This window comes from Vibrio sp. R78045, assembly GCF_042466085.1.
Lineage (GTDB): Bacteria > Pseudomonadota > Gammaproteobacteria > Enterobacterales > Vibrionaceae > Vibrio > Vibrio cyclitrophicus.
In genome coordinates, this window is record NZ_JAXHBS010000018.1 from 963,815 (window position 1) to 977,058 (window position 13,244).

Below are 13,244 nucleotides of genomic sequence, written 5' to 3' on the forward strand. Positions count from 1 at the left end.
CTAATTATTCCCCTTTAATCGCTTTAGTTAAATTCTTGAACTTACTTCCTAAGAAGTCGAGAGAGGCTTGATGCCTAATTTGGTTTTGCATGAAAAGGTTTCTTTCCAAATCCAAATCAACCGTATTGCCATCTCCTGTATCAGGTTGGGTAGGAATTCGATACTTCGTTTCCCCGTTCACCGTTGTTGAGGCAGAAATGTGCCGACCATCTGTACGGCTAAGACCAATGCTTGCCCCAGAACTTGCCGCTTGCAGTGATTTCTTAAAATCTAGTCCCTTTGCTTTATACCCAGGCGTGTTCGCTTGCGCGATATTGGTGGAAAGCACCTCAGCGTTACGCTCACGTACACCAACTGTGTGCTGGTGAATGCCTAAAGCATTATCAAAAGAAATAGCCATGTAAACCTCAACTCAAGAACTGACTGTTATGAGATAACCAAAGCAATATATATACCAACTTTTAAAACAAAGTGGCCGACCATTACTTTTACAGGTTACTCGTAGGTAAACTTGCAATATACAAGCCAAAAATAGAGTGGGTTGGAATGTCACTCTGACTTAAAGATATAGGTTAAGCCGGAAAAAGAAAACCCAGCACTTGGCTGGGTTTTGAAGTTAGACAGTAACGTTACACCTAATACTGGTGCCACTCATTACTTTAATTTGTAGATGATGCCTGGATTACAGCGAACCATTTCAAAACGATCCGTTAAGCCTGTTAACGATTCAGATGCACCCAACAACAAGTAACCACCAGGATTGAGGCTGTTTGCCATCTGGTTAAGTACCTTTGACTTCATGTCTGGCGAAAAATAAATCAATACATTACGACAGAAAATGATGTCGAACTTACCTAATAACGCATAACTGTCCATCAAGTTTTGTGGACGGAAGTTCACCATGCGCTTAACGTTGTCTTTGACTTTCATACGACCATCGCCCGCATCTTCAAAGAAAGTACGACGGCGCTCAGGAGAAAGTCCACGTCCCAATGCAAGGTTGTCGTATGCGCCTGTGCGGCACATATCCAACATACTTGCAGAGATGTCGGTTGCGGTAATCGATACATTTGGCAACATACCCGGCTTGCGAGCTTGAGTCTCAAGAATCGTCATTGCCATTGAGTATGCTTCTTGGCCTGAAGAGCTTGCTGCAGACCAAATCTTAATAGGTCGTTTATTTGCCGCTATTTCCGGTAGTAGCTTATCCGCAAGTACAGCAAACGGGTAAGTATCTCGGAACCAAAGTGTCTCGTTCGTCGTCATGGCATCGACAGCTGCCACTCTCAACTCACGGTTTCGACCAGTTACTACATCTCTCAACAAATCAGATAACGAAGCTAACTTAAACTTCGTTACTAATGGGCTTAAACGACTGCGCACTAAATATTGCTTGCTGTCACCTAATACAATGCCACATTGAGATTCTAAAAAACGGCTGAAATCGCGATACTCTTGATCACTTATTGTTATAGCAGTCATTAATGTCTCTTTTAGTTAGTTAACGCAGCTTTAACCGCTGCCCCAAGCTCATCAGGGTTGAATTTTGCAATGAAGGAGTTCGCCCCAACACGCTCAACCATGGCCTGGTTAAATACACCACTCAAGGATGAGTGTAAAATTACGTATAAATCTTTAAGTTCGGCGTGACGACGAATCTCAGCAGTCAGCGTGTATCCATCCATCTCTGGCATTTCGATATCCGAGATCACTAATGAAATTTGATCGTAAATACTACCCTCTGATGACATTTGCACCAGCTTTTCATAGGCTTCTTTACCATCTTTCACCGCGATAACCTCAAATCCGATCGATTCAATGGCGCGTTGAACTTGCTTACGAGCAACAGTTGAATCATCAGCAATCAAGATACGGCGAACCAATTCTTTCTCTTGTTCTACTTCTGCGATTTCTTCAGCAATTCTGCTGTCCATTGTTTCATCAACAGGCGAAATTTCAGCAAGAATTTTTTCAACATCAAGAATTTCAACTAATTCATTATCGATATTAGTTACCGCTGTCAGGTAGTTCGCTCGACCAGCGCCATCCGGCGGCGGAAGAATTGACTCCCAGTGCATGTTAATAATGCGCTCTACTGAACTGACCAAGAAACCTTGAATAGTTCGGTTAAACTCAGAAATAACCACAAAACACTTTTCAACATCCGTTGTAGGACGGCCACCAATCGCTAAGCTCAAATCGATAACAGAGATCGTTTGCCCACGAATGTGTGCTACACCTTTAACCAGTGGGTTCAAGTTTGGCATCTTTGTCAGCTTAGGGCATTGAAGCACTTCTTTTACTTTAAAGACATTAATGCCGTAGCGCTGACGCCCCATTAGGCGAAAGGTTAGTAATTCTAATCGGTTTTGACCGACGAGTTGCGTACGCTGATTCACCGAATCAAGAATACCCGTCATGAGCTCATCTCCATATCAAACTTTTTTGTATAAAAAGTGTTAGTCTACTGCAGGCTACGAACCACCAGAGAAACGGAATGACATATTATAAAATAAATTTGCCACCTCTTTCCATAGCAATGTGTAGAGCTACTTTTAAAACTGTCGCTAAGTTTATCGGCATTTTATCAATATTGTTTAGTTTTTTTGTGCAAGCTGCGACTCCAGAGCAAATTGAAATGATCCAGTCTGCGGCCGAGCAACACATCCATGATACGGTTGAGCAGCCACAAGGCGGCGAACTCTTTGTTAATTCAGCAAATGTTGACTCAAGAATTAAAGCAACAGACTGTCCAGTACCGCTTGAAACTAGCGCATCAACCACCACCAATACCCGCAGTAGCATTACGGTTTTAGTGCAATGCATTCCTGACGAGTGGCGAGTTTATGTGCCCGTACGCTTATCAATGTCAGTCCCACTCGTCACCACCACGCGCTCAATTGCAAGAGGCGAGATTGTCGGTCAATACGATGTGACTACCGACATGATTTCTCTTAACAAATTTCGCCGCCAAGGTTTCACCAACCCACAACAGGTTATCGGTGCCAAAGTAAAAAAGAACCTAAGACCGGGTGATGTCGTTGAAAGAGGCGATATTTGTGTCGTTTGCCGAAATGAGAAGGTTATCATACAGGCAGTTAAAGGTGGCATGACCATTACCACTAAAGGTACTGCACTTACGGATGGCTCAATGGGCGATCAAGTAAGAGTGAAAAATGATAAATCACAACGTATAATTGAAGGTATTGTTACCAGCATGTCTGAAGTCACGGTTTACTTTTAACTCTCTACTTCTAAATTGACGGTATCGTTAGCCATTTTGCTCTCCACTCTTAACGCCAAATATAACGGCTACAGTGTTTTGTCCCTTTTCGACTATTGAGCTAAAAATTGCTAAAGTATTCGAACCCATGGTCGATAATGACTGTACAGGTTCCCATTTTTGAAGAAAAAGGCTTAACTATGGCAGGCATTGATAATATTCGTTCAGGGCAAACCCTAACGACCCCCAACCGATCAGCAGTACGCTCTGATTCTAGCTCTGAGGCATCACGCTCTGATGTATCAACTAAATCACCAGCAAGCAAAGATGCGGTTTCGCTTAGCCAACAAGGCAAAGCCATTGGTCAACTCCACCAAGATATGGCGGCACAACCGAGTTTTGACTCTGTAAAAGTTGCGGCGATCAAAGAAGCGATTGCGAACGGTTCATACACTGTCGATCCAGAAAAACTGGCAGACAATATGATCAAGTTCGAAGATGAATTAAAAGGTCTTTAAGCCAACTATCACTTTTGATTAAAGTGATTGCCTTAAAGCACACGAGGTTATGAATAGGTTTACGTTATGGCGGCACTAGCAGATTTAGTTAATTTTCAACTTCAAAATGCCAAAGCCTTATCTGAATTATTAAGTTCAGAGAAAACCGCGATCACGAGCCGACAATCAAACGATATTGAGAGAATCGCCAAAGAAAAAGTGGTCCTAGTTGAGCAACTAAGGTCAACCGATCAACGAATCGCAGCCCATACCAATATCTCAGAACTGACCGAGAACTCTGAACTAGCTCAGTTAGTCGCAACCATCAAGTCCATAGTGCACGATTGCCATCAAGCGAACCTGGTTAATGGCGAAGCCTTGAATCGAGCACACCTTAGCTTCAAAAAACTCAGTAATATGATGCAACAAAGCCACGGTAAAATTGGCATGACCTACAATGCCGGTGGTCAAACGCATACGATTTCTACGCTGGGAACCAACGTAAAAGCCTAGTTAAGCCTCCCTCTTCAGTAATACCCCTTATTAACCTTCTGCCTGTATCTGTATCCCAGACTATTCCTGTCGTTATTCTTTATCAAAACGTCTAATCAGCCTTTGAGCGCCCTGACAAAATCGATAAATAAAAAAGCGGCAAGTATCTTCATACTTGCCGCTTTTTTATTTACGTCAGTTATCAATTGCCGCTACGTCATCTGGAAAACGAGTGGCAACTCATATAACTAGGTAATCTTTTAACTAGATAAACAGAACTCGATGATCATTAACCTACAGCCTAAGAGATCATACAACTAGAATAGCGTTTGTTGTCTCTTTTCTGGCACAGCCTGCACTTCACCGTAATTACGTAGTTGGTCCATCTTACGAATATCTAATTGAAGTTCCGTTACATAACTATCACCCACAGGGTAACTACGTACTACTTCTGCGCCACGAATAACACCATCAACCGCACCTGAAGTTCGTTCAGTACCAAGGCGCTGATCTTCAAGTTCAGCTCGGCCGCTTACTCGCATACCGTAAACCTGTTCAGCAAGCTCACGATAAGCGTCAATCTTAGAGGCTCTCATCGCACGGATGCGCCTTTCTTCGTCGTTACGACCTTTTTGCTCACTGATACTCGCGTAACCAACCGCAACCAAGAAATCATCAGGCCTCATACTTTGCAGTGGCTGACAACCAACAAGCAATAAAGCGGCAACAACAAATATTAACTTCTTCATCTCGAACTCCTAAGGGCGAAGAATAACAGTGTAAGGCTGGCTGATCGTTGGGTCAGAACGAATAATAACGCCATCTTGAGTTCGAATACTGTTCAGAGTATCAAGGTCACGACCAATACGGTCTGCCGGCAAGAAGCCTTGTGCAGAAGCAACCACAATACGAGTTTGCATTCCAACTACACGAGCGTTAACTAGAACACCACCCTCTTGGCGAAGCATAGTCCCCGTCAGCACGTATTGGACGTCTTGCTCTTGAGCTAAATCTTTCCAATCACGGCTTAACGCAAAGTCACCTTGGTGAGTCACTTGGATAGAACCCGTCGTTTTAAAATCGACAACCTTGAAGCCACGACGCTGAAACTGATGAATGAAACCTTCCGATACCGAATTTCCTAGCCAGTTGGTTGTATCCATGTGTTGTAGATCAACAAACGAGGTAATCGCAATCGGTGTTCTTGCTGAGATACTCGTATTCGACACGATTAAATCTTCGGTCATACTTTCCACGAAAAAATCCATGGTGTGACGAGGGCTGTCCATCAACATAAACTGACTGCCTGAATATTCAGACTTGCCGTTATAGATCGGCGAATAAGCGCATGATGTCAGTAACACGACACTCATAACTACGAGCCATTTTTTCATTATCTAATCTCCAGATAGTTTTAGTGCTGCCTGTTCCAATATGTTCTCACCATTATTCTTTTCAATGGATTACAATGTTGGAACAGTCTTTGCTTTTCGTTAATAGTTCAGATTAAGAAAAACGCACTTAAGTCAGCTTCAAGCTTATAGTTATTTGTTAAGCAATATTTATACCCAACTGGTAACGAATAGATGAAAAAAATAATTTCTTACTTATTTTCAATAAGTTCACTGATAACCATAAGCTTCAGTGCTCATGCCTCTTGGTATGAGGTTACCGGTACAGCAGCCATCGTATCGTCGGAAGAATCCGCAAGAGTCCACGCTCTGGAAGACGCGGTATATAAAGCGGTTCAGTTCTCTGGTGCTGATATCGGTAGTATCTCCAACCTCACGCCTTATCTGGATGCGAGTAAAAAAGAGTTCCAGTTTACTAATCACGAAGTACGCTACATATTGGTTGATAAAGTAAAGACTCGCGGTGGCAACCTAATGATCACCGCAAGGATCGACATCTATCCTTCGGCAAATGCTTGCCATGAAAGTCAGTACAAGAAGACATTTTTGGTCGGCAACATTGATGTGACCTCCCCTCAACAAGCCGTAATGGGAAGAATTTATAACATCGGTGATGATTTCGGCCATGTCGTTGATCGACAGTTGGCAAAAGAGTCTCGTAGCTTTGTCTCGGTTGGTACAACAAATTATGACATCGATAAGCGTCGACCTGACATAATCAAGATGATCGCTCAAGACACAGGCGCGCAGTACATCATTGGTGGCGACATTACCGACTTAACGGCAACCGTTGAATCTAAGTTGTTGAAAGATGACGTTATCAACCGACAGTTTGCACTAGAGATGCAAGTGTTCGACGGTAAAACAGGTCACCAAGTTTACAATCGTAGCTATCGTGAAGTAGCAAAATGGCCATTTGCTAAGACCAGTGAAGTCGATACACGCAGCGCACGCTTCTGGGCATCCACTTATGGCAGCATGATGCTTCGCGTCAGCCGTAATATCATGCTGGACTTGGAATCAGAAGTATCGTGTAAGATTACCCTTCCGGAAGTTGCGGCGGTCTACGGCAATACAGTAACCATTGATCTTGGTCGAATGCATGGCGTGCAACAAGGTGACAAACTGCAATTGTGGCACACGGGTTCGTTTATCGACCAAAGAGGCTTACCACGTAACAAAGTATCTCAAAGTGATATCACTCTGACGGTTTCTCGTGTTTATGAAAATGAAGCCGAACTCACGATTGATCAGCCTAGCCTTGCAGGAAGCATTCAAATTGGTGATGTGATGCAGAAAATCATGTAGTTAGTGTCACTCCCAGCTCATAGTTTCTAATAAGGCCTTAGCAAAAGTACTAAGGCTTTATTTTTTTCATGATGATTAGTTTCGGTTTTTACGTATTTGTCGTAATCTTATTAATAACATAATCATCATTTAGCAAACTATGAGCCTGAATAATCTAATTGGTGCTACCGGTTACCGCTTCATATCGAAAGGTAAAACCGCTTTTAAAATTCACATCCATACACCCGATGATACGGTACTGCATCGTTCTGTCGGCTTTGTTCGCATGGGTGAAGACAAAGCACTAAAGAAAACCATCAAGTTACGAGACGAACTGGGCAGACAGCTTTGGGGCAAGTTTTGGCCCAAAGTCCTCAAAGAGCCCTATCTGATGACGCGCCTACCTCATAGTTTAGAGCCAAAAATTGTATTCAAGCCTAATCCTACCCAGACTGATCCTGAACACCGCGACGAATGCTACATCGCTAAGTGGCGTGTATTCTCAGATAACGGCGACTACAAATACAAAACCAAAGTGTGCTCAATCAGAAAGCATGGACGACTTGCCGCTTATAGCCAAACCAAACGCGCCCTGCTTGATGCCCATAAAGATGTGATTGATCTGTTGATATTTATGGGACGACTGAACAGCATCGACTTGAAGTAGTCTTCACTCGATTGAATTGAAATCCCATATTTTCAGAAACAAAAACAGCCGCATTTGCGGCTGTTTTTGTTTGTAGGTTAGTCACCTTAGCGCTTGAAGATACTCTCACACACTGAATAGACTACCTAGCTTCGGCATATCTCTGCCAGTGTCGCCAATCGACGCTGCGATTCTTTCACGTACGGATTAGTTTGATCCCATGCGTAACCAGCTAAAATCGAGCATACCATTTGCTTAATCTTCAGGTTTGGATCTTGATAGAAAATCACATCCTGCAAAGTACCTGAGTACCACCCCTCAACATACGTTCTAAAAGTGTTTACGCCCACCATCAACGGAGCCGCATAATCGCGCTCCCAATCGACGTTCTCACCATTAAGCTGCTTTTCCACACACTCAACGACAAACTGGGCCGACTTCATCGCAATCGTAACGCCTGATGAAAATACAGGGTCAAGAAACTCACCGGCATTACCCAGCAGCGCATACTTATCCGTTGCAAGGTGCTTTACGTTGGCAGAATAGCCACCTATTTCACCTGCAGGGTTTGGGTATTCGGCATTTGCTAAAATTTCAGCTAATCCAGGCTCTTCGGTTGCTAATTGCTTAAGAGCGGCAATCTTATCTTCCGGGTATGACTCGAAGAACTTAGGCTCACCGACGACACCAAATGATGAGACGCCGTTGCTAAACGGAATTAACCAGTACCAAACATCAGGATTAGATGGATGCACTGATATGAGAATTTTATTGCGGTCATATTCTAGTTCAGTATCAACGTCTAAAACATGATCGTTAATGTGCGTGAAAATAGCTTTGCGTGGAGGAAGCGATGACGGCTCTTCCAAGTTAAGCATTTTAGGCAGTACTCGGCCAAAGCCACTGCCATCCAAAACGTACTGAGCTTCGAGCTGATAACGCTCTCCATCAAGAACTTGGACATCTAAAGTCGTGCTGCCTTCGGTGAAATCAATGCCCATCAACTCATGTTGATAATCAATGGTAATACCTTGTGCTTCAGCAGCATCGGCTAACACCTTATCAAAGGCGCCTCGTTGAACTTGAAACGTGGTTCCCGGTCCAGAAGAGAACTTATCTTCAAAATTGAACGCCGTATAAACGTCATTTTTACGGAAAGCCGCGCCATCTTTACATTGGAAGTTAGCGTCAGCTACTGCTTTGCTCATACCGGCTTGTTCAATCACTTCCATACAAGCAGGTAACAGGCTTTCGCCAATAGAAAAGCGAGGAAAAAGACTCTTTTCAATCACTCGAACATCGATGCCTTTCTTGTGAAGCAAAGACGCGGCAACAGACCCTGATGGTCCAGCTCCGATGATCACCACTTGAGTTGATATTTTCTTCATTTATTTAAGCCATATTTGTTATTTTTATTGCGCGCTAGCTTTCAATTCAAGCAGTGTGTGACCGAGGCCGATATCGTCGGTACGAGTCACCACTTCAAAGCCAGCTTCCTCAACGATTTCTAAGAAATCTTCACTGCGGTAAAAACGGCTGTTACCGTTGGCCAAACAAGTAAAGTAAAGAGAAGTCGCATTTAAACTATAAGACGCCGCATCGTATTTCTGTGCATCCCAAAACAGTTCCAGGATATAGACAGTCGCCTCTTCTGACATATGAGAGCGAACTCGTTTTAATATGCTTAGAATTTCCATTGGCGAGAAGCAGTCAAGGAACTGGCTCATCCACCACACATCCGCACCCGTCGGCAACACTTGTTGTTTGTCGAGCATGTTGGCTGGGAATGGCGTTACTCGGTCTTGATGGCCATGTAGTGTCGCGTTTGCCATTGCCATTTCTAGTTGCTGTGGCAAATCTACAATCGTTATATCAACATCTGAGTCGTGGTTGCAGCACTGCATCGCCCATTTACCCGTATTACCGCCGATATCCACCAGCGACTTAGGTTTCTTGCTGAAGACCTTCTCAAGCAAAACAGGGAACGAACGGTCTGAATAGAAATGATCAAACTTAAACCAGCTCTCTTTTGCTTTTTCTGGCAATTGAGACAAACCTTGGTAAATGGTTTCCCAGTCACCTAGCTCTTTTAAGCCCGCAGGTGTGCCTTCTTCAATCGCTTCCGTTAAATGCATCATCGCGGCGTAACAAACATCAGCCGTGAAGTCCATGTTCGCGTTGGTCATCCCATCGTGCAGAAGGTAGAAACCAAGGTTAGCCATTTTATAGTTAGGTTTGTCCCAAATAACAATATGAGCACTTAACGCCATATCGAGCAGAACTTTTACGCCGTACTCAGATACGCCCGTTATTTCCGAAAGAGTCTCCGCAGGTAAACCACTAATACCCGCGTCATCTAACGATTTCAAGATACCTAAATCACGAAGTGTACGGGCAGTATGAAAAACAATGGGAGCGAAAGACAACTTCTGCGCTTCTGTTTTTGCTTCTAAAGCGTTGAATGGATCTAATTTATATTCCGACACGAAAAACCTAACTTTAAATAATAGAGGATTACTCAGCTGCCATTTGTGCAAGCTTACGTTTAATATCAACGTTTAAGTTATTAACCCAACGGTTGTAATTACGGTGTATTTCACCATCGTCATACTTCAAATTCTCTGATTCAACGTAAAGAATAGAGTAAAATTTGTCACTATAAGGAATTTCAACCACAGCATGGTGTGAGCGAACATACAGCTCTGCACGGATCAAGCCAGGCTTTATCTCTGAAACCAACCAACCTCGGTTCTCAGCTGATTCATAAATAGCTGATTTCACCTGTTTACTTTGAAGATTCAGTGCAACTGGAGTATCCTCAACATTCATTACTGGCTGTACACGTCCGCAGCCTGCAAGAACGAATATGAACAATATTGAAACGGCTATTTTTAATAATTTCATTTAAATCCCTTACCTGTGTTTATTTATAAGCGCGCATAGTATTTAGTTAGACCCAAAGCAAATCAATACTCTATGTCAAATCAATCCAAATTAATGTCGTTTAATATTGAGAAATGGTCTGCAAATGCGGCCGGTCTTAATTCTGATGCCGAATGGCAAACATGGAGCGCTAATTTAGCTTGGCCAGACAATGGTACAGCTGAATTTAAAGCCATCCCGCCAATGATGCGCCGCCGAATGAGCGTACAAAGCAAGCTTGCTGTCCAAACCGCATTGGTTCTGTTAAAAGACACCTCGATTGATTACCTAGTGTTTGCCAGTCGGCATGGTGAACTGCACCGAACCGCCATCTTAATTCAATCTATATTAGAAGGTGATGATGCCTCGCCAATGGCATTCTCGCAATCAGTACACAACACGGCTGCTGGTCTCACAACGATTGCCGCGAAAGCACCAATTCCACTGACCTCAATAGCGGCCGGACAAGACACCTTCCATAATGCATTGATTGAGGCGTACCTTTACCTCTACCAACATCCATCGCACCGTGTTTTAGTCATTGATTTCGACCAACCTCTGCCAGAGCTCTACCAGGAATATGAGACGCAAAACTACGCAGATTACGCGTTAGGTTTAATTCTCACTGCGGGCGATGACTACTCTATTTATAGAGCAGTAGAAACAAGTCAATCAGTATCCGAGTTGCCACAAGGCCTTCAAGCGCTACAACATATCCTTTTGGATACCCAACGTTGGACGATTGCAGGCAAGCACCAAGCTTGGTCGTGGGTCAACAACGTAAAAACTGGAACTCAAGAATGAGTAAGGTCGATCAATATTGGCGAGTATTCGCGACAGGGCTTTGCTTCTCCATCTTTGGTCTAGGAGGCTTAGTTCTCAGCTTCTTGATCTTGCCGTCGATCGCACTCACCACATCTAACACCATTAAAAAAGAGCTTAAAGCTCAACGACTGATTCGCTTTTCATTCAATGCTTTTTGCCAAATAATGAAGTTCACTGGCGCTATTGACTATCGAATTGATGGCGCCGAACTGCTCCGTGAAGATCGCAACTGCATCATCATCGCCAATCACCCAAGTTTGATTGACTACGTGCTGATCGCCTCTCAACGGCCGCAATGCGATTGCCTCGTTAAGGCTGCAATATGGGAAAACCCTTTTATGAAAAGGATCGTCAAAGCGGCGGGATACATACCTAACCAAGCACCTGACGACCTTTTAGAGCGCTGTGAAGAACGTTTTTCACGTGGCAACGTGTTGCTTGTTTTTCCTGAAGGAACTCGCACAACGCCAGGAATTGAACCATCATTACAACGTGGTGCAGCACAAATAGCCACTCGAACGCAAACCGATTTACGCGTGATTCACATTACGGTTTCTCCGACATTCTTAACGAAAGAGAAAAAATGGTATCAAGTTCCTGCTACGAAACCCTTTTTTCATGTCACGGTGAAAGGTAAAATAGAAGTCGCACCATTTATTGAGAATTCGAACAACTTAACTTCGGCAGCAAGACGCCTTAACCATCATCTTGCACAAAGTATTTTCCCTTCCGAAGAAAGTATTTAGCTCTTCAATAAAACGACGGCGATATCAGCATTTCGAAAATACAACGCATAATGTAGAATCGCCCCCTTGAAGCAGTATTTCAGATAAAGCACTAAGTAGGCCAAAGTGGAAACATTACACAACGAATTAAAACAACTGATCATCGACGCACTGAACCTTGAAGATATGAGCATTGATGAAATTGAAACAGAGGCTCCACTATTTGGCGATGGACTTGGACTGGATTCTATCGACGCCCTTGAGCTTGGTCTTGCTATCAAGAAAAAATATAACATTGTTATCGATGCCGACGATTCAAACACTCGCCAGCACTTTGCTTCGGTTGAAAACCTAGCTAATTACATCTCATCTCAAACGAACAACTAGACAGATCTTTATGACACAAGCTAACCAACAAGAAGTATACAACCAGGTTAAAGATGCGCTGATTGAGCTGTTTGAGCTTGATGCTGAAGATATCACTCCTGAAGCTCACCTTTATCTCGATCTTGACCTAGACAGCATTGATGCCGTTGATCTAGTCGTACATCTACAAAACGTAACGGGTAAAAAGATCAAACCTGAAGAGTTCAAAGCAGTACGCACCGTTAATGACGTTGTAGAGTCTGTGGTTGAACTATTGAAGGACGCATAATGCGTCCTCTGCTGACTTTATTGTCGGCAATCATACTTTTCACTTATCCAATAGCGGTTTACTTTGGGCTCAACAAGTTTGGTCTACAAACCGTTGGCATTGTTCTGGCCGTTATCTTTACTGTACGCATTTTCACTGGTGGTCAGGCTAAAATCAAAGAGCTAAAACACTTAGCTTGGATCAGTGGAAGTGCCGGAATTGTTCTGTTGGTATTAGGGTTAACGTTCAAGCAACATGGTTGGTTAACCTACTATCCCGTTATCGTTAACGTTTGTATGTTGGCTGTATTTGCTACAAGCCTATGGCAACCTCAAACAATTATCGAACGCCTTGCTCGCATCCAAGAACCTGAACTTCCGCAAAGTGGCGTTGATTACACACGAAAAGTCACCAAAGTTTGGTGCCTGTTCTTCGTTATTAATGGCTCAATCGCACTTTACACTTGCTTCCAACCGCTTGAAATATGGACCTTATACAATGGCCTACTCAGCTATTTGTTTGCCGGGTTACTCTTTGCGGGTGAGTGGGTAGTTAGACAGCGCATTCGCCAGAGTTAAATT

At 43.4% G+C, this 13,244-nt stretch carries 18 protein-coding genes; 10 read left to right on the forward strand and 8 right to left on the reverse strand.

Annotated features, from left to right (window positions below; genetic code table 11):
- Positions 1-4 precede the first annotated feature (4 nt).
- The 3 genes from flgB to SJY39_RS26120 form a co-directional block, all read right to left on the reverse strand.
- Positions 5-400 (reverse strand): flagellar basal body rod protein FlgB, encoded by a 396-nt coding sequence (gene flgB / locus SJY39_RS26110; protein ID WP_004736175.1) that lies wholly within the window; start codon positions 398-400, stop codon positions 5-7.
- 254 nt (positions 401-654) lie between these two features.
- On the reverse strand, positions 655-1,482 hold the full coding sequence (locus SJY39_RS26115) for a protein-glutamate O-methyltransferase (protein WP_004736174.1): 828 nt from the start codon (positions 1,480-1,482) through the stop codon (positions 655-657).
- 11 nt (positions 1,483-1,493) lie between these two features.
- The gene (locus SJY39_RS26120; protein WP_010439280.1) at positions 1,494-2,420 is read right to left on the reverse strand and encodes a chemotaxis protein CheV; all 927 of its coding nucleotides are present in this window, start codon (positions 2,418-2,420) and stop codon (positions 1,494-1,496) included.
- 77 nt (positions 2,421-2,497) lie between these two features.
- Here SJY39_RS26120 and flgA point away from each other — a divergent pair, with 77 nt between their 5' ends.
- From flgA to SJY39_RS26135, 3 genes are all read left to right on the forward strand, one after another.
- Positions 2,498-3,244 (forward strand): flagellar basal body P-ring formation chaperone FlgA, encoded by a 747-nt coding sequence (gene flgA / locus SJY39_RS26125; protein ID WP_029189138.1) that lies wholly within the window; start codon positions 2,498-2,500, stop codon positions 3,242-3,244.
- 179 nt (positions 3,245-3,423) lie between these two features.
- Positions 3,424-3,741: a flagellar biosynthesis anti-sigma factor FlgM gene (gene flgM, locus SJY39_RS26130; protein WP_010439274.1), complete on the forward strand. Its 318-nt coding sequence runs from the start codon at positions 3,424-3,426 to the stop codon at positions 3,739-3,741.
- A gap of 66 nt (positions 3,742-3,807) precedes the next feature.
- Positions 3,808-4,233, forward strand: coding sequence for a flagella synthesis protein FlgN (locus SJY39_RS26135; protein WP_010439272.1), 426 nt, complete (start codon positions 3,808-3,810; stop codon positions 4,231-4,233).
- Between the two features lie 296 nt (positions 4,234-4,529).
- On the opposite strand, the gene flgP is transcribed toward SJY39_RS26135, so the two are convergent.
- Together flgP and SJY39_RS26145 are read right to left on the reverse strand one after the other, a co-directional pair.
- A complete protein-coding gene (gene flgP / locus SJY39_RS26140) occupies positions 4,530-4,961 on the reverse strand; it encodes a flagellar assembly lipoprotein FlgP (protein WP_010439270.1) in 432 nt (143 codons plus the stop codon).
- Between the two features lie 9 nt (positions 4,962-4,970).
- Positions 4,971-5,606, reverse strand: a complete 636-nt coding sequence (locus SJY39_RS26145) for a FlgO family outer membrane protein (RefSeq protein ID WP_010439267.1) — start codon at positions 5,604-5,606, stop codon at positions 4,971-4,973.
- A 192-nt stretch (positions 5,607-5,798) separates the two neighbouring features.
- Between SJY39_RS26145 and SJY39_RS26150 the strand changes: the two genes are divergently transcribed.
- Both SJY39_RS26150 and SJY39_RS26155 read left to right on the forward strand, forming a co-directional pair.
- Positions 5,799-6,932, forward strand: coding sequence for a flagellar assembly protein FlgT (locus SJY39_RS26150; protein WP_016767048.1), 1,134 nt, complete (start codon positions 5,799-5,801; stop codon positions 6,930-6,932).
- A gap of 139 nt (positions 6,933-7,071) precedes the next feature.
- Positions 7,072-7,578 carry a hypothetical protein gene (locus SJY39_RS26155; RefSeq protein ID WP_010439262.1) on the forward strand — a complete coding sequence of 169 codons (507 nt, stop codon included), beginning with the start codon at positions 7,072-7,074 and terminating at the stop codon, positions 7,576-7,578.
- A 125-nt stretch (positions 7,579-7,703) separates the two neighbouring features.
- Here the strand turns inward: SJY39_RS26155 and SJY39_RS26160 are convergent, their stop codons facing one another.
- Genes SJY39_RS26160 through SJY39_RS26170 form a run of 3 tightly spaced genes read right to left on the reverse strand, consistent with a single transcriptional unit; the run spans position 7,704 to position 10,461 of the window.
- Positions 7,704-8,945: an NAD(P)/FAD-dependent oxidoreductase gene (locus SJY39_RS26160; RefSeq protein WP_016792925.1), complete on the reverse strand. Its 1,242-nt coding sequence runs from the start codon at positions 8,943-8,945 to the stop codon at positions 7,704-7,706.
- A 24-nt stretch (positions 8,946-8,969) separates the two neighbouring features.
- Positions 8,970-10,043, reverse strand: coding sequence for a methyltransferase (locus SJY39_RS26165; RefSeq protein WP_010439258.1), 1,074 nt, complete (start codon positions 10,041-10,043; stop codon positions 8,970-8,972).
- A gap of 28 nt (positions 10,044-10,071) precedes the next feature.
- Complete coding sequence (locus SJY39_RS26170; RefSeq protein ID WP_010439254.1) at positions 10,072-10,461, reverse strand: hypothetical protein; 390 nt, start codon at positions 10,459-10,461, stop codon at positions 10,072-10,074.
- Positions 10,462-10,554: 93 nt separating this feature from the next.
- Here SJY39_RS26170 and SJY39_RS26175 point away from each other — a divergent pair, with 93 nt between their 5' ends.
- The 5 genes from SJY39_RS26175 (at position 10,555) to SJY39_RS26195 (ending at position 13,241) form a co-directional block, all read left to right on the forward strand.
- Positions 10,555-11,283 (forward strand): beta-ketoacyl synthase chain length factor, encoded by a 729-nt coding sequence (locus tag SJY39_RS26175; protein WP_016784739.1) that lies wholly within the window; start codon positions 10,555-10,557, stop codon positions 11,281-11,283.
- Positions 11,280-12,050 (forward strand): 1-acyl-sn-glycerol-3-phosphate acyltransferase, encoded by a 771-nt coding sequence (locus SJY39_RS26180; RefSeq protein ID WP_016792924.1) that lies wholly within the window; start codon positions 11,280-11,282, stop codon positions 12,048-12,050. Before SJY39_RS26175 ends, SJY39_RS26180 begins: the two co-directional genes overlap by 4 nt.
- A 105-nt stretch (positions 12,051-12,155) precedes the next feature.
- Positions 12,156-12,416, forward strand: a complete 261-nt coding sequence (locus tag SJY39_RS26185) for a phosphopantetheine-binding protein (RefSeq protein WP_004736154.1) — start codon at positions 12,156-12,158, stop codon at positions 12,414-12,416.
- A gap of 10 nt (positions 12,417-12,426) precedes the next feature.
- Positions 12,427-12,684 carry an acyl carrier protein gene (locus tag SJY39_RS26190; protein WP_004739745.1) on the forward strand — a complete coding sequence of 86 codons (258 nt, stop codon included), beginning with the start codon at positions 12,427-12,429 and terminating at the stop codon, positions 12,682-12,684.
- On the forward strand, positions 12,684-13,241 hold the full coding sequence (locus tag SJY39_RS26195; RefSeq protein ID WP_010439242.1) for a septation protein IspZ: 558 nt from the start codon (positions 12,684-12,686) through the stop codon (positions 13,239-13,241). Before SJY39_RS26190 ends, SJY39_RS26195 begins: the two co-directional genes overlap by 1 nt.
- The last annotated feature ends 3 nt before the right edge of the window (positions 13,242-13,244 follow it).